We start from the raw sequence: 14,993 nt of genomic DNA, 5'->3' as shown, positions 1-14,993 counted from the left end.
GGCGACCGGCGCGGTCCGTTTCTCCGGGTGCGACCAGTGGTTGTCCCGGCGTCCCCCGGGCCACCCGGTCCGGCGGGTCAGGTCGGCCGTTCCGGTCGGCCCTGGGCCACACGCTGCCACCGGTCGCTGGTGACGACGACGGCCGCCCGGCCGTGACCAGCGAGAGGGGGTGCCGCGGTGGACAGCGACCTCTTCTCCCGTCGGCGAGCCGAGCGCTTCGCGCAACTCCTCGACGAGGCCAACGGCGGACGCCGGCACCACGTCCGGTCCAAGGCGGACGGTGAACTCACCGCACTCGTCGAGGTGAGCCGCCGGCTCACCGCCGAGCGGCCCGACGTCGAGGTGGACGCCGAGTTCCGTACCGGCCTGCGGGCGATGCTCGTGGCCACCGCCGAACGCGAGGGCGTCGGCGCTCCGGCCAGGACCGCCACCTCCGGCGTACGCGGTGCGCTGCTCCCCGCCATCACCGGCCGCCGGGCGCGGGCCCGGGGCGCGATCCTGGTCGGCGTGGCCGCCGGGGCGGTCGCCCTCTCCGGTATCTCCGCCGCCAGCGAGAACGCGCTGCCCGGCGACGCCCTGTACGGCATGAAGCGCTCCACCGAGCGCGCCCAGCTCGCGCTCGCCAGCTCGGACATCAGCCGAGGCCAGCTCTTCCTCGACTTCGCCCGCACCCGGCTCGACGAGGCCGCCTCGGTGCGCGACGACCGCATCGGTTTCAGCGCCGTCCTGGACGACATGGACGCGGACACCCGCCAGGGCGTACGCCTGCTGACCACTGTCGCCGCGCAGCGCTCGGACCCGACGGCGCTGGACGCGGTGGACACCTTCCTCGCCGGCCAGCGCCGGGTGGTCAGCGGCCTGCTCGACCGGCCCGACCACGCCGACCGGGACCGCACCCGCCGCTCGCTGTCCCTGCTCGACGCGGCGGGCAAGCGCGCCGACGCGCTCCGCGAGGCGATCGCCTGCGGGCTGCCCGCGCCGCAGGCCAGCGACATGCTCGGGCCCGCTCCGGCCACCTGCCCGGCCGACCGCTGAGCGGCGGACGCCTACCGCGCCACACTTCTCCCGGCGGACACCCGGCCGTCACATCGTGCCGGATACGCTCGACGAGGAGGGCGTACGCCGTCGTCGAGGCAGGGAGGTCGCCGTGGCCGGGAGCCGGAAGGTGACCGTCAGCACCGACGCGCACGGGCACACCGCGGGCTGGTCGGAGACCCCGTCGGCACCGGCGACCACAGTCACGCCCGACCCCACCGCGGCCGCGTTCTTCGACGTGGACAACACGATGATGCAGGGCGCGTCGATCTACTGGTTCGCCCGCGGGCTGGCCGCCCGGAAGTACTTCACCACCGGGGACCTGGCCCGGTTCGCCTGGCAGCAGGCACGGTTCCGGCTGCTCGCCACCGAGCACGCGGGCGACATGTCGCAGGCCAAGGAGGCCGCGCTCGCCTTCGTCCAGGGCTGGCGGGTCGACGACATGGAACGCCTCACCGACGAGATCTTCGACGAGCTGATGGCGCCGCGCATCTGGGCCGGCACCCGTCGCCTGGCGCAGCGCCACCTCGACGCGGGCGAGCGGGTCTGGCTGGTCAGCGCCGCCCCGGTGGAGATCGGCCGGGTGATCGCGACCCGGCTCGGCCTGACCGGCGCGATCGGCACTGTGGCCGAGGTGGTCGACGGCGCGTACACCGGGCGGCTGGTCGGTGACCTGATGCACGGGCCGGCGAAGGCCGAGGCGGTCACCCAGCTCGCCGCCGTGGAAGGGCTGGACCTGGCCCGGTGCGCGGCCTACAGCGACTCGGCGAACGACCTGCCGATGCTCCGCGCGGTCGGCCGCGCGGTGGCGGTCAATCCCGACCCGGCGCTGCTGCGGCAGGCCCGCGAGCGGGGCTGGGACGTGCGCGACTTCCGCACCGGGCGCCGGGCCGTACGCATCGCCGTGCCCTCCACCGCGGCGGCCGGGCTGCTCGCCGGCGCGGTCACGGCCGGTCTGGCGCTGCACCGGCGCCGCCACCGCGACGCCTGACCGGCGCGGCCCGGCTCAGGGGCCGAACGGGTCCGGCCGGCGTTCGAGCAGCTTGTGCAGCGTCTGCTGGATCGTCTCCCGCACCTGGTCGGCGAGGTTGAACACCACGAGCGGGTCGTCCGCCGCGTCGCGCAGGTGCGCGGTCGGGATCGGCGGGCAGAACTCGATCAGCCACTTGCTCGGCAGCGGCACCATGCCCAGCGGCCCCAGCCAGGGGAACGTCGGCGTGACCGGGAAGTACGGCAGTTTGAGCAGCCGGGCCAGCGGCTTGATGTCGGCGAGCATCGGATAGATCTCCTCGCCGCCGACGATCGCCACCGGCACGATCGGCGTACCGGTGCGCAGCGCGGCGGAGACGAACCCGCCCCGGCCGAAGCGCTGGAGCTTGTAGCGGTCGGCGTAGAGCTTGCCGACGCCCTTGAAGCCCTCCGGGAACACGCCCACCAGTTCCCCGTTGCCGAGCAGCCGCTCCGCGTCCGGGTTGCACGCGACGGTGCCGCCGGTCTTGCGGGCTATCTCGGAGACGACGGGCATCCGGAAGACCAGGTCGGCGCCGAGCAGCCGCAGGTAGCGGTGCGCCGGGTGCCGGTCGTGCAGCGCGGTGGAGAGGATCAGCGCGTCGAGCGCCACGGTGCCGGAGTGGTTGCCGACGACGAGACCGGCGCCCTCGTCTGGTACGTGCTCGATGCCGCTGACCTCGGTGCGGAACCAGTCCCGGTAGAGCAGCCGGACCAGCGGGTGGACCACCGCGTCGGTCAGGTCGGGGTCGAAGCCGAACTCGTCGACCTCGTAGTCACCGGCGAGCCGCCGCCGCAGGAACGCCAGCCCCTGGGCCACCTTGCGGTCCCAGTGGTCCCCCGGACGGTCGGCCACGGCCGGACCCGACGGCGCGTTCCCGGTCGGTGCCTCGTCCGCGGGGGCCTGCTGCACGACAGCCTTCTTGGCCACGGCCTTCTTCGCCACGGCCTTCTTCGCGACCGTCTTCTTGGCCACTGTCTTCTTCGCCGGCTGGTGCCGCGTGGCCGGAACGCCCGCGTCGGCGGAGGCGCCCGGCTCGTCGGCGGAGGTGTCCGGCTCGTCCGGCGGCGCCGCCGGGCGGGCGGACGGCGCGGTCAGCCGGCGGTGCCCGTTGCGCCGCGCGGGCTCCGCGCCCGGATCCGGCACACCCAGCGGTACGTCGTAACGCGCGTCACGCCGCTCGTCGGGGCTGCTCACGAACGCTCCCGTACGGTCGAGCGGACCTGCCGGATGCTCTCCAGCACCAACTGCTCGGCGGCGGCGAGCTGGTCCCGGGTGACCACGACGCCGCCGTGGTGGGCGCGGATGAAGTCCTCGAACGCGGCGGCGGTCGAGCGGGGCGTGAAGCCGTACTCCCGCTCCAGTCGGCTGGTGTCCACCACCCGACCGTGCACGAAGAGGTCCACCTGGTCCAAGCCGTACCGGCCGAAGCCCAGGCTGCGGGCGACCGCGGCGACCCCGGCCAGGCCCGGTTCCAGCACCGGCACCGCCACCCGGCCGGCCCGGCGGATCGCCTGCGACAGCGACAGCACCCCCGGCCCGGCGACGTTGTACGTGCCCGGGTGATCCTCGGCGACGGACCGGTGCAGCACCTCCAGCGCGTCGTCGAAGTGCACGAACTGCAGGCGCGGATCGCGGCCGAAGACGGTGGGCACCACCGGCTGGGAGAAGTAGCGGGTGAGCGTGGTGTCGGCGGCGTACCCGATGAACGGCGCGAAGCGCAGCACCGTCGCGGTGACGTCGGGCCTACGGCGGCGGAACCCGCGGACGTACCCCTCGATGTCGAGGATGTCGCGGCCGAAACCGCCACGCGGCACCTCGCGCGGCTCGGTCTCCTCGGTGAAGACGGCCGGATCGCGGAACGACACCCCGTACGCGGCGGTGGACGAGCGGACCACGAGCTTGCGCAGCCGGGGCGCGCGCTGCGCGGCGGCGAGCAGCTGCATGGTGCCGATGACGTTCTGTTCCTTCATCCCCGCCCGGCCGCCCTGCTGCGGGTCGGGGGCGGTGACGAGCGCCAGGTGCACCACCGTGTCGACGTCGAGGTCGTGCAGGAGGCCGCCGAGCGAGTCGAGGTCCAGACGGATGCGTTCGACGTCGGAGAGCAGGTCGGTCAGCTCGGGGTTGGGTGGTGCCGGGTCGACCCCGATGACGCGTTCGATCCGCTCGTCGGCGGCGAGCCGGGCGGCCACGTGGGCGCCGAGCCAGCGCCCGACCCCGGTGACGACGACGACCCCCGGGGCACCGGAGGTGTCACCGGGGGTCATGTCATGCGCCTAGCGCGGCAGGCGGGATCGAGCCGGGACGTCCGCGGCCTGATCACCTGAGCCTCCGAGGGTCGACAGTTGGCAAGTGGTGCCGGTGCCGGGCTGCTGCCCGGCCCCGGTCACTTGCCGAGACGGCGACGCTGGACGCGGGTCTTGCGCAGCAGCTTGCGGTGCTTCTTCTTAGCCATGCGCTTGCGGCGCTTCTTGACCACCGAGCCCATACGACAGCCTTTCGATGCAACGTGCGGGGCGGACCGGACGGCACCACCACGGGTGGCGCCGTGACCGCTTGCGGACAACGGACCGGACCAGCGTGGTGGGCAGGGCACACCAGAGAGCGGTCACGGTCGTGGCCCAGCCTAACCGGAGTGCGTCAGCAGGACCAACGCGCCCCCGTCGATGCCCCTTTTCGTCGCACTCGGCGGACGGTGCGCCGAGGGCTCAGGCGGACTCCTGGAAGGCGCCCCGGAGGTATTCGTGCACGGCGTGCTCGGGCACCCGGAACGACCTGCCGACCCGTACCGCGGTCAGCTCACCGCTGTGCACGAGGCGGTAGACGGTCATCTTGGAGACCCGCATGACCGTCGCCACCTCGGCGACGGTCAGGAACCTGACATCCGACAGCCGTGCGTCGGACTGCGACCCGGCCATGGCTCACCGACCCATTCCCGTGCCCGGCGCGTGTCACCGGGCAGGTGTTCCCGCCTCGACGAGCGACGCGCGTGTAACCAGTACGGTAGCGGGACGGCTGTGACCTGCGCGATCCCTTCCACCCTTTGATCATGGCGAGACAGCCGTTCACCCGATGTCCACCAGGGCTTTTTCGCCCGGACGGGTGTCTCGTCCGATCCGGGCGACCGCCGTCTACTCGGCGCGCAGCGCCACCACCGGGTCGAGCCGTCCGGCCCGCTGCGCCGGCACCACGCCGAAGACGATGCCGACCGCCGCGGAGACGCCGAACGCCAGCGCCAGCGACCACCAGGTGATCGCCGCCGGAATCGGCGAGAACGCGTCCACGAGCAGCGCGGTGCCCACGCCCAGCGCCATCCCGGTCAGGCCGCCGACCGATGTCAGCAGCACCGCCTCCAGCAGGAACTGCACGCCGATGTCCCGGGGGCGGGCGCCGACCGCCTTGCGCAGGCCGATCTCGCGGGTCCGCTCGCGTACCGAGACCAGCATGATGTTGGAGACACCGACGCCGCCGACGAGCAGCGAGATGCCCGCGATGGCGGCCAGCACGCCGGTCAGGACACCCAGGATGTCGCCGAGCACGCCGAGGATCTGCCGCTGGGTGACGGCGCTGAACTCGGTGTCCGGGTGCCGGCGGGACAGTTCCGCGACGATCCGGTCGCCGAGCTCGTCGATCCGCTCCCGGTCCGGCGCCTTCACCGCGATGCCGTCGATGCGCTGGGTGCCCCACAGCCGTTGCGCCGCCGTCACCGGTACGTGCACCTCGTCGTCCCGGTCCACGCCGAGGCTCTGCCCGAGCGGGGCGAAGACGCCGATCACCCGGAACCGCACCCCGGCCAGCGTGACCTGCTGACCGAGCGGATCCCGATCGGGGAAGAGCGCGCGGGCCACCGAGTCGCCGAGCACCGCCACCCGGCGGCTGGTGTCCACGTCCGCCCCGGTGAGGTAGCGGCCCCGCGACAGCGACCTGGTGAACACCGACGGGGTGGTCTCCAGGACGCCCTGCACAGTGGTGAAGTCGGACCGGTTGCCGGCCCGTGCGGTAGCGCCGGAGGCCACCGTGACGGCGACCCGGCCGGGGTCGCCGACCACCCGGGAGACCGCGTCGGCGTCGCTGAGGTCCAGCGGCGAGACCACAGGCGCGTTGCCCACCTCGATCCGGCCCGGCACCACCAGCAGCAGGTTCGAGCCGAGCCCTTCGACCTGCTGCTCGACCTGCTGCTTCGTGCCGGTGCCGATGGCCACCAGGATCACTACCGAGGCCACCCCGATGATCACCCCGAGCATGGTCAGCAGGCTGCGCATCCGGTTGGCCCGCAGCGCGTCCGACGCCACCCGCCACGCCTCGGCCAGCCTCATCCGGCGTCGCCCTGCTGACGGCCGCCTGCGGCGCGCGGAAGGCGCCCGGTGGCCCCGGTGGCGCCACCGGGGCCACCGGGCGGGTGCCCCGGGCCGCTTCCGGACGCGGACCGGGGCTCCGCGCTGGGAGCGGGGTCCAGTGTCGCAGGTACGCCGGAGCCGTCCGACGCCGGTCGATCATGAAGGCTGTCGGACCGGATGAGCCCGTCCCGTACCGCGATGCGCCGGTGTGCCCGGGCGGCCACCTCCTGGTCGTGGGTCACCATCACCAGCGCCACCCCGGACTCGGCGTTCAACTGTTCCAGCAGCTCCAGCACCGCCTCGCCGGTGGCGCTGTCCAGGTTGCCGGTCGGCTCGTCGGCGAGCAGCACCGCCGGTTCGGTGACCAGCGCCCGGGCGATCGCCACCCGCTGCTGCTCACCGCCGGAGAGCTGGTTGGGCCGGTGGTGCAGCCGGTGACCGAGCCCCACCCGGCCCAGCATCGCCGCCGCCCGCTCCCGCCGCTGCCGCGCCCCGACACCCCGGTAGACGAGCGGCAACGCCACGTTGTCCACTGCCGACGTACGGGCCAGCAGATGGAACGCCTGGAACACGAAGCCGATGGTCTCGTTGCGCAGCGTCGCCAGCTCCGGCGCGGTGAGCGTGGTCACGTCCCGCCCGCCGATCACCAGCCGGCCGCCGCTGGGCCGGTCCAGCCCGCCGAGCAGGTGCATGAGCGTCGACTTGCCCGAGCCGGACGGCCCGATCACCGCCACGTACTCGCCCTGGTCGATGGTGAGCGACACCCCGCGCAGCGCGGACACCGAGACACCGTCCAGCTCGTACGTGCGCCAGACGTCGACCGCCTCGACCGCCGGTACGGTCACGGGAGTTCCTGGCCGTCGCGCACCTGGTCGGCCCCGCGCACCACCACCCGGTCACCGGCTCGTACGCCGTCGACGATCTGCACCAGGTCCTGCCCCTGCACGCCCACCGTCACCGGCACCCGGCCGGCCCGGCCGTCGCGCAGCACCCAGACCGCGTCCCGCCCGTCGGCGGAGAACACCGCCGACGCCGGCACCGCCACCGCGTCGGCGGCCTCCCGCACCCGCAGCCGCACCACCGCGTTCATGCCGGGCCGGGGCGCCGGTGCCGCCTCGGCCTCACCGAGGCGTCCGGCACCGAGGTCGAGCCGGACCCGGTAGGTCACACCGCCCCGCGCCGAGCTGGTGGGCAGCACGTCCACCGAGCGCACCGTCGCGTCGTACGTCGCGCCGGTCACCGCGTCCAGCTCGACCGACGCGGGCACCCCGGCCCGGACCAGCAGCACGTCGGTCTCGTCCACCTCGGCGAGCAGGCCGAGCCGGCCGATGTCCACCACTGTGAGCACCGGCGTGCCGGCGGTGACCCGGCCACCGGCCGGGATCGCGTCGTCCACGCCCGGCGGCGGGCCGCCCTGCCCGCCCGTGCCCAGCGCCGACGGGTCGAGACCGGGCACCGCCGCGCCACCGGCCGCACCGAGCAGCCCGGCCAGGTCGGCCGGCGCCGCCGACCGGGTACCGCCCGGCTGCACCACACCGGCGATCGGCGCGCGCAACGTCAGCGCGTCCACTGTCGCCTTCGCCAGGTCGTACGCCTGCTGGGCCTGGAGTCGTTGCGCGGCCGACAGCGCGCCGACGGCGCTGTTCAGGCCCGCGACGCCGCGCTGCACCTGGGCGACCGCCCGGTCGGCGGCACGGGCGGCGGACTCGTACTGCCGCTGCGCCGAGGAGACCTGGAGCAGCAGCGCGGCGCGTACCTGCGGGTCGCCCACCTTGCCGGCGGCGGCGCGGGCGGCGGCGAACGCCTCGTCGGCGGCCCGGTCGGTGCCGCGCCGGCTGCCGCCCAGGTCGCCCGTGCCGGTGCCCCGCCCGGCCCGCTTCGCCGCACGCAGCGCGTCCCGCGCCTTCGCCAGGCGGTCCCGGGCCGACGGCGAGTCGATCACCGCGAGCACCTGCCCCCGGGTCACCCGCTGTCCCGGCTGGACCCGCAGGCGGGCCAGCGTGCCGTCGGCCGGTGCGGTGAGCGTGGCCGCGGCCCGCGCGGTCACCGTGGCCGGGGCGTCGATCACCTCGCTGACCGGCGCGCGCCCCACCTCGGCGACGGTGACCGCCGGGGCGTCGTCGCCGCAGGACGCGGCGGTCGTGCCGGTCAGCGCGACGACGGCGAGCACGACGGTGACGAGACGGGGGCGGCGGGCCGCGGGCAGCCGCGGCGAGGGAGTGCGGGCCACCCGGCCCATGCTACGACCCGTCGACAGGCGTCGACGTTCAGCCGACGACGGCCCGCACGTAGGCCACGCAGTCGTCGTGCAGCATCGACCACGGGTCGCCGAACACCTCGTCGGCGGCCTGCTCCGGGGTCCGTCCCTGGTGCACCACAGCCCGGTAGAAGTCCAGCATCCGCTGCTCGCCGTACCTGTCGACCAGATGGCGTACGGCCAGGTAGCCGACGCCGTACGCGCCGCCGACCCGGTCGTCGCTCGCGTCGTCGGCGGGCGCCACCGCCTCCAGCCGCCCGGACCAGCCGCCGCGCAGCAGGTCCCGCACCTCGGTCAGGCCGTCGTAGCGGTGTACGGGCTGGCCGTCGGCACCGGCGTACTCGGCCAGCCCCTCCACCAGCCACCAGTCCGCGCGGTCGGCGTAGCCCCGGTCGGGCAGCGAGGCGGCGTGGGTCAGCTCGTGCCGGAGCAGGTCGTCGAGGCCGGCCGGGGTGACGATCTGCGCGTTGAGCACCACGTCGTGGCGTCCACCGCCGACGCCCACCGCGTAACCGGCTGTCCACTTCGGCCGCCCGCCTCCGTACCAGCGCTGCCACTCGCCCTTCCCGGCGTAGTAGACGAGGTACCGGTCCGGCGGCCGGCCGCCGATCGCGTACCGGTCCGCGGCCCGGGCGGCGGTCTCGGCCTGGGCGAGCAGGCCGGGCAACTTGCGCCGCTGGGCCGGCGTGGTGGCCACCACGACCCGCTTGCCGACCGTCACGGCCAGGTCGTTCATCTGCCACGGCCGTACACCGGCCGGGTCCGCCCCGGACGGTTCCAGCGCGGTCAGCCGGGGTTCCTCCCCGGCCAGCCGCCAGCGCGCACCCAGCTCCAGAGTGCTCGGCGCACAGTCCGGCACCACGAAGCAGTAGCCCACCGTCACCGTCTGCCGCCACTCCCCCGGCCGCCCCTCGACAGCCTCCGGCACACCGTCCGCCGCCGGCCGCCAGGTGGTGACCCGCAGCGCCCGCAGCGCCGCGTACCGGCGGCTCAGCGCCGGCCGGGCCGCCGGCTCGGCGACCGCGAGGAAGCCGGCGCGGTCCGCGCCGACGAGGGCGGCGGCCTGCCGGTCCAGCAGCGCGAGCATCCGCTCGCCGAGCCGCCGCTGCGCCGCCGTGCCCGGGTCGGCGTTCGCGGCCGACCGCCCGGCCGCATCAGGCGCCGACTCCCGCAGGAGCACGCCGGGCACGGCGCCCGCCACCAGGCCGAGCGCGAGTCCGAGCGCGGTCCAGAGCGGCCACCGCCGCCGTTGCCGCACCGTCCGCGTCGGGTCCGGCTGCACCAGGGGTACGGGGTACGACGCCGGACCAGCGGCGGGGTGCGGCAACGACGCCGCGTCCGGTGCCGGTGCCGGTGCCGGTGCCGGTGCGATGGTGTCGACGGCGGCGTCCACGCCGGCCGAGGTGGCGGCGTTTTCGACGCGGGCGTCGTCAGCGCGCGTGTCGTCAGCGCTGGCGTCGGCAGCGGCGCTGACGCTGGCGGCGCTCGCGTCGGCGGCGCGGTCGGCGTCGACGGTGGGGCGAGGCTCGTCGCCGTCCGTCGTCCGGCCGGGAGGCTGCTCGTCGCCGTCGGTCACCGGCGAAGGGTACGACCAATCGGGCGTTCCGGGAAAGAGTCCCGCCGCTGTTCCGCCCCGCCGAGAGATCTTGGTACGAAAGCGCCCTGATGGGGGCCGGTTCGTACCAAGATCTCTCAGATCGGGGTGCCGGTCAGCGTCAACGCCGTCTTGTCGGCTGCCCAGAGCGCCACCAGGGCGACCGCCGGCACCGTGTGGCCGGCCAGGGTCAGCAGGACGCCGCCGGTCAGGAAGCAGGCGGCCTGGACGGCGAGCTTGGCCGGGTCGGGCAGCGTCACTGTGGCACGCGGCGAGCAGAACAGGCCCCACACCACGGCGATCACCAGCGGCGTGCCGAGCCCGGCCAGCAGGCGTACCGGCCAGCCGGTGCCGAGCGTGAAGCCCCAGCATCCGGCCGAGCCCAGCAGGGCCAGTTCCAGCAGGAAGATCGCGCCGAGCAGCAGCGCCTTCATCGGTTCTCCCAGGAGAGGTAGGCACGGTCCAGACCGGCGACGAGTTCGCCGAAGGAACGGTCGGTGTCGCGGGGCAGCCCGAATCCGCCCGCCGCCTCCAGGGCGACGAAGCCGTGCACGGCGGCCCGGAACATCCGGATGGCGTCGGTCGCGGCGTCGCCGTCGAGGCCGTACCCGAGCAGGATGGCCCGGACCGCGCCGACCGCGCGCTGCCCGGCGGCGAGGTGTTCGGGGTCGGCCGGGTCGGGCGCCCGCTGGGCGGCCGGGTAGCGGCCGGGGTGCTGCCGCGCGTACGCCCGGTAGGCGGCGGCGACGGCGCGCAACGCGTCGCCACCGGCCCGGCCCGCGGCGGCGGCCGTGAGCACGTCGGCGATCTCGGCGGTGGCGAGCACGGCGAGCTTCTGGTGCAGCGCGTCCACACCCCGGACGTGCTTGTAGAGGCTCGGCAGCGCGACGCCGAGGCGGGCGGCGAGCGCGGCCAGCGTCAGCTTCTCGTAGCCGACCTCGTCGGCGAGCGTGGCGGCCTCCCGCACGACGGTCGACGGGGTCAGGCCGGCCCTAGGCACGCGCGGTCACCGCCAGGAACTCGACCAGGTCGGCGGCGGTGACGTCGCGCTGGTCGGCGTGCGGGTAGTGCCCGGAGTCGGCGATCATCCGGGCCTCGGCGACGGCGAACAGCCGGCGCGCGGCCCGCGCCTCGGCGCCCGGGTCGGGGAAGTCCGGGTCCTTCGTGCCCATCAGCACCAGCACCGGGCGGCGCACCTCGGGCGCCCGCGCGGTCCAGTGCGGGTCGGCCGGTGCGACCACGCCGCGCACCGCGGCCATCCGCCCGCGCAGCTTGGCGACCAGCTCCCTGCGGTACGCGGCGTCGTCCGCCGGGCGCCCGCACGGGAACAGCGTGCGGTGGAACAGCCCGAACAGGCGAGGGCTACGGAGTACTGCGGCCTGCGCGACCCGCATCAGCGGGTTCGGCTTCGGCGTGCCGACGAACGCGCCGATCTGCACGATGCCGCTGACCAGTTCCGGCGCCTCGGCGGCGGCGAAGACGACCGCGGCGGCGCTGGACGAGCTGCCGACCAGGGTGGCGGGCTCCCCGCCGAGCGCCCGCACCACGGCGAGCAGGTCGCCGCCGACGTGCTCGGGGGCGTACGTGGGCCAGCGCGGGCTGGAGTCGCCGTGCCCGCGTACGTCGACCGATGCGACCCGGTAACCGGCCGCGACCAGCCGGGGCGTCAGGTGGCGGAAGGCCGCCCGGTTCTCCCCCATGCCGTGCGAGAGGACCACGAGCGGTCCCGACCCGTGCACCTCGTACGCGATCGTGCCGCCGTCCCGCGCCACTTGGCTAACCGTCATAGCCGTAAAGCTAATGGTATTAGCCAACCACCGTCAAGCTTGACCTCAACCCGGGATGAGGTCGCACGATCCCGGGCATGCCGATCACCGCCGACACCCACGTACGCCTCGCCCGCCCGAGCCGCGACCTCGCCGCCGCCGAACGGTTCTGGACGCAAGGGCTGGGCCTGGACGTGCTCTACCGGAGCGAGGGCGGTCACGCGGACGAGCACGACCTGGTGATGCTCGGGCTGCCCGGGGCCGGCTGGCACCTGGAGCTGGTCGGCGGCGCGACGCTCGCGGTCGAGCCGCGTCCCACCGGAGAGGACCTGTTCGTGCTCTATCTCGACGGCCCGGCCGACGACGAGCTGGTCCCGAGACTGGAACGGGCCGGCGGGACCAGGGTCTCCGCCGGCCCGTACTGGGACAGGTGGGGTGTCACGTTCGCCGACCCGGACGGCTACCGCCTCGTGCTGTGCACCCGGGCCTGGTCGAACGACTGACTCACTTCTTCGACAGCACCGCGCGGCCGAAGAACGCCAGGTTGGCCGGGCGCTCCGCGAGCCGGCGCATCAGGTAGCCGTACCACTGGTCGCCGTAGGGGACGTACGTCCGCACCGTGTAGCCCTCGCCGACCAGGCGCTGCTGCTCCTCCGGGCGGATGCCGTAGAGCATCTGGAACTCGAACCGGCCCGGGTCGCGGTCGAACCAGCGCGCCCGGTCCTCGCCGATCGCGATCAGCCGCGGGTCGTGCGTGGCGAGCATCGGGTAGCCGTCGCCGGACATCAGCACGTTCATGCAGCGCACGTACGACTTGTCCACCTCGCGGGCGGACTGGTACGCCACCGACTCCGGCTCCTTGTACGCGCCCTTGCACAGCCGCACCCGCGACCCGGCCGAGGCCAGCTCCCGGCAGTCCGACTCGGTCCGCCGCAGGTACGCCTGGAGCACCGCACCCGTCCCCGGGTGGTCCTTGCGGAGCTTCGCCAGGATGTCCAGCGTCGAGTCGGTGGTGGTGTGGTCCTCCATGTCCAGCGTGACAGTGGTGCCCGCCGCGTCGGCCGCCGCGCAGATCGCCCGCGCGTTGTCGTACGCGAGCTGCTCGTCGAACATCTGGCCCAGCGCGGACAGCTTCACGCTGACCTCGGCGGCCGGGGTGAGCCCGGCGGCGGCGAGGCGGCTCAGCAGCGTGAGGTACTCGTCCCGGGTGGCGTTCGCCTGCTCCGGGGTGGTGGTGTCCTCGCCCAGGTAGTCGAGGGTGACCGCTTGGCCGTCGGCGACCAGCTCGCGGGTTGCGCGCAGCGCGTCGTCGGTGGCGGCGCCGGCGACGAACCGGCGGACGACGTCCCGGGTGAACGGGGCCGTCGCGACGAGCCGCTCCACCTGGGTAGACCGGGAGGCGGCGAGGATGACGGAACGGAGCATGAGCCGAGCGTAACGCTCACCACCGGGCCCTCGCCGGGTGCGTCCGAGGCCCGTTCCCTCCCGCCCTCCGACCGGCCCGGGCACCCCCGGCTGGCGGGGATCGGCTACAACGTTCACGTGGATCGACGACACCCCCGGCGCCGGCTCCGCTCGGCCTCCGTGCAGCTCGGCGCGCTGACCGCGCTGGCCCTCGCGCTCTCCGGCTGCAACAACGGTTACGACGACGACGATGACGACTGCGCGCTCGGACCGGCCGGCGGAGGCGGCGACACCGTCGCGGTCGCCCTGCTCGTGCCCGCGCCGGCCACCGCCGCGCGCGGCGAACCCGCCCCGACCGCCGCGCTGCCCGAGCGCGGCGGCTTCGGCACCCACCTCGCCTCCTGCGGCGGCTGACGTGCGCCGCGAGGCGAGCACGCCGCGCCCCGGCTGGGACGAGACCATCCGGGCCCAGGGCCTGGTGTACGTGGACACCGAGCTGCCCGACGGCGAGATCATGTCGTACTGGGACGAGACTGCGGCGTACTCGTTCACGCTCGACGAGGTGCTCCGGCTGGAGGAGGCCACGGAGGAACTGCACCGGATGTCGGTGGCCGCCGCCGAGCACGTGGTGGCCCGCCGCCGGTACGCCGAGTTCGGCATCCCCGAGTGGGCCGCCGAGGCGGTCGCCCGCTCGCTGCGGGAGTCCCCGCCGACGCTCTACGGCCGGTTCGACCTCTGGTACGACGGCAGCGGACCGCCGAAGATGCTGGAGTACAACGCCGACACCCCGACCGCGCTGGTCGAGGCGAGCATCGTGCAGTGGTACTGGCTGGAGCACACCCGCCCGGACGCGGACCAGTGGAACAGCCTGCACGAACGGCTGGTCGGCGCGTGGGCCAAGATCGGCGCCGGCCTGCACGAGCCGAGGGCACACGTGCTCTGGTCCTCCGAGGAGGAGTCGGGCGAGGACCAGATCACCGCCGGCTACCTGGCCGAGACGGCCCGCCAGGCCGGGCTGGACGTGACGCTCATGCCGATCCAGCGGGTCGGCTGGGACGGGCGGCGTTTCGTCGACGCCGACGATCGGCCGATCACCACCTGCTTCAAGCTCTACCCCTGGGAGTGGATGCTGGCCGAGCCGTACGGGCGGCCGGCGCTCGACCCGGGCACGCCCACCACCTGGATCGAGCCGGCCTGGAAGCTGCTGCTGTCGAACAAGGCGCTGCTGGCGGTGCTCTGGGAGATGTACCCGGGGCACGACTACCTGCTGCCCGCGTACCTGGACTCGCCGCGCGGCATGACCGAGTACGTGGCCAAGCCGCTGCTCGGCCGCGAGGGCGGCTCGGTACGGATCGTGACCGGCGACACGGAGATCACCAACCCGGGGATCTATGGCGACGAGGGCTTCTGCTTCCAGGAGTTCCGCGCGTTGCCCGAGTTCGAGGGCAACCGGACGGTGCTCGGCAGCTGGATCGTGGACGGCGAGTCGGCAGGCGCCGGGGTCCGTGAGAGCGAGAGCCTCATCACTGACGGTTACGCGCGGTTCCTGCCCCACTACATCGACGCACCGCGTGTGCTCTGAGTCGTCTAC

17 protein-coding genes are annotated in these 14,993 nt (G+C 74.4%); 5 read left to right on the top strand and 12 right to left on the bottom strand.

Going from position 1 to position 14,993, the window contains the following annotated elements:
* Window positions 1–177: 177 nt before the first annotated feature.
* A complete protein-coding gene (locus FB454_RS13780; protein ID WP_013288755.1) occupies window positions 178–1,035 on the top strand; it encodes a DUF5667 domain-containing protein in 858 nt (285 codons plus the stop codon).
* 112 nt (window positions 1,036–1,147) lie between these two features.
* Entirely contained in the window at window positions 1,148–2,026 is an 879-nt protein-coding gene (locus FB454_RS13775) for an HAD family hydrolase (protein ID WP_145755690.1), read from the top strand.
* Between the two features lie 15 nt (window positions 2,027–2,041).
* On the opposite strand, the gene FB454_RS13770 is transcribed toward FB454_RS13775, so the two are convergent.
* The 11 genes from FB454_RS13770 to FB454_RS13720 form a co-directional block, all read right to left on the bottom strand.
* Window positions 2,042–2,899, bottom strand: a complete 858-nt coding sequence (locus FB454_RS13770) for a lysophospholipid acyltransferase family protein (RefSeq protein WP_030269196.1) — start codon at window positions 2,897–2,899, stop codon at window positions 2,042–2,044.
* A gap of 338 nt (window positions 2,900–3,237) precedes the next feature.
* Window positions 3,238–4,311, bottom strand: coding sequence for an NAD-dependent epimerase/dehydratase family protein (locus FB454_RS13765; protein ID WP_013288758.1), 1,074 nt, complete (start codon window positions 4,309–4,311; stop codon window positions 3,238–3,240).
* A gap of 119 nt (window positions 4,312–4,430) precedes the next feature.
* Entirely contained in the window at window positions 4,431–4,532 is a 102-nt protein-coding gene (locus FB454_RS13760; protein WP_007465623.1) for a 30S ribosomal protein bS22, read from the bottom strand.
* A 220-nt stretch (window positions 4,533–4,752) separates the two neighbouring features.
* Entirely contained in the window at window positions 4,753–4,962 is a 210-nt protein-coding gene (locus tag FB454_RS13755) for a helix-turn-helix domain-containing protein (RefSeq protein WP_013288759.1), read from the bottom strand.
* A 213-nt stretch (window positions 4,963–5,175) separates the two neighbouring features.
* Complete coding sequence (locus tag FB454_RS13750) at window positions 5,176–6,360, bottom strand: ABC transporter permease (RefSeq protein WP_013288760.1); 1,185 nt, start codon at window positions 6,358–6,360, stop codon at window positions 5,176–5,178.
* Window positions 6,357–7,226, bottom strand: a complete 870-nt coding sequence (locus tag FB454_RS13745) for an ABC transporter ATP-binding protein (RefSeq protein WP_013288761.1) — start codon at window positions 7,224–7,226, stop codon at window positions 6,357–6,359. Before FB454_RS13745 ends, FB454_RS13750 begins: the two co-directional genes overlap by 4 nt.
* Window positions 7,223–8,620: a permuted SH3 domain-containing protein gene (locus FB454_RS13740; RefSeq protein ID WP_145823031.1), complete on the bottom strand. Its 1,398-nt coding sequence runs from the start codon at window positions 8,618–8,620 to the stop codon at window positions 7,223–7,225. The genes FB454_RS13745 and FB454_RS13740 overlap by 4 nt, the downstream gene beginning before the upstream one ends.
* 28 nt (window positions 8,621–8,648) lie before the next feature.
* Entirely contained in the window at window positions 8,649–10,214 is a 1,566-nt protein-coding gene (locus tag FB454_RS13735) for a hypothetical protein (protein WP_145823030.1), read from the bottom strand.
* 116 nt (window positions 10,215–10,330) lie between these two features.
* On the bottom strand, window positions 10,331–10,666 hold the full coding sequence (locus tag FB454_RS13730) for a YrdB family protein (RefSeq protein ID WP_145823029.1): 336 nt from the start codon (window positions 10,664–10,666) through the stop codon (window positions 10,331–10,333).
* Window positions 10,663–11,232: a TetR-like C-terminal domain-containing protein gene (locus tag FB454_RS13725; RefSeq protein ID WP_145823028.1), complete on the bottom strand. Its 570-nt coding sequence runs from the start codon at window positions 11,230–11,232 to the stop codon at window positions 10,663–10,665. Before FB454_RS13725 ends, FB454_RS13730 begins: the two co-directional genes overlap by 4 nt.
* The gene (locus FB454_RS13720; protein WP_145755694.1) at window positions 11,225–12,019 is read right to left on the bottom strand and encodes an alpha/beta fold hydrolase; all 795 of its coding nucleotides are present in this window, start codon (window positions 12,017–12,019) and stop codon (window positions 11,225–11,227) included. The genes FB454_RS13725 and FB454_RS13720 overlap by 8 nt, the downstream gene beginning before the upstream one ends.
* A gap of 77 nt (window positions 12,020–12,096) precedes the next feature.
* On the opposite strand from FB454_RS13720, the gene FB454_RS13715 reads away from it, so the two are divergent.
* On the top strand, window positions 12,097–12,501 hold the full coding sequence (locus FB454_RS13715) for a VOC family protein (protein WP_030269182.1): 405 nt from the start codon (window positions 12,097–12,099) through the stop codon (window positions 12,499–12,501).
* 1 nt (window position 12,502) lies between these two features.
* Here the strand turns inward: FB454_RS13715 and FB454_RS13710 are convergent, their stop codons facing one another.
* On the bottom strand, window positions 12,503–13,423 hold the full coding sequence (locus tag FB454_RS13710; protein ID WP_013288767.1) for a proline dehydrogenase family protein: 921 nt from the start codon (window positions 13,421–13,423) through the stop codon (window positions 12,503–12,505).
* A 117-nt stretch (window positions 13,424–13,540) separates the two neighbouring features.
* On the opposite strand from FB454_RS13710, the gene FB454_RS13705 reads away from it, so the two are divergent.
* Both FB454_RS13705 and FB454_RS13700 read left to right on the top strand, forming a co-directional pair.
* On the top strand, window positions 13,541–13,816 hold the full coding sequence (locus FB454_RS13705) for a hypothetical protein (RefSeq protein WP_225319763.1): 276 nt from the start codon (window positions 13,541–13,543) through the stop codon (window positions 13,814–13,816).
* A 1-nt stretch (window position 13,817) separates the two neighbouring features.
* Entirely contained in the window at window positions 13,818–14,984 is a 1,167-nt protein-coding gene (locus tag FB454_RS13700; RefSeq protein WP_013288769.1) for a glutathionylspermidine synthase family protein, read from the top strand.
* Window positions 14,985–14,993: the final 9 nt, after the last annotated feature.

The organism is Micromonospora sp. CNZ297, assembly GCF_007827625.1.
The sequence above is the reverse complement of the archived record's forward strand: the minus strand, read 5'-3'. Positions and strand labels throughout refer to the sequence as shown.

Excerpts from the sequence above, each read along its gene's own strand:
- FB454_RS13750 (WP_013288760.1), bottom strand. The coding sequence starts at position 6,360 with ATGAGGCTGGCCGAGGCGTGGCGGGTGGCGTCGGACGCGCTGCGGGCC.
- FB454_RS13755 (WP_013288759.1), bottom strand. The coding sequence starts at position 4,962 with ATGGCCGGGTCGCAGTCCGACGCACGGCTGTCGGATGTCAGGTTCCTG.
- FB454_RS13740 (WP_145823031.1), bottom strand. The coding sequence starts at position 8,620 with ATGGGCCGGGTGGCCCGCACTCCCTCGCCGCGGCTGCCCGCGGCCCGC.
- FB454_RS13720 (WP_145755694.1), bottom strand. The coding sequence starts at position 12,019 with ATGACGGTTAGCCAAGTGGCGCGGGACGGCGGCACGATCGCGTACGAG.
- FB454_RS13710 (WP_013288767.1), bottom strand. The coding sequence starts at position 13,423 with ATGCTCCGTTCCGTCATCCTCGCCGCCTCCCGGTCTACCCAGGTGGAG.
- FB454_RS13760 (WP_007465623.1), bottom strand. The coding sequence starts at position 4,532 with ATGGGCTCGGTGGTCAAGAAGCGCCGCAAGCGCATGGCTAAGAAGAAG.
- FB454_RS13715 (WP_030269182.1), top strand. The coding sequence starts at position 12,097 with ATGCCGATCACCGCCGACACCCACGTACGCCTCGCCCGCCCGAGCCGC.
- FB454_RS13730 (WP_145823029.1), bottom strand. The coding sequence starts at position 10,666 with ATGAAGGCGCTGCTGCTCGGCGCGATCTTCCTGCTGGAACTGGCCCTG.
- FB454_RS13765 (WP_013288758.1), bottom strand. The coding sequence starts at position 4,311 with ATGACCCCCGGTGACACCTCCGGTGCCCCGGGGGTCGTCGTCGTCACC.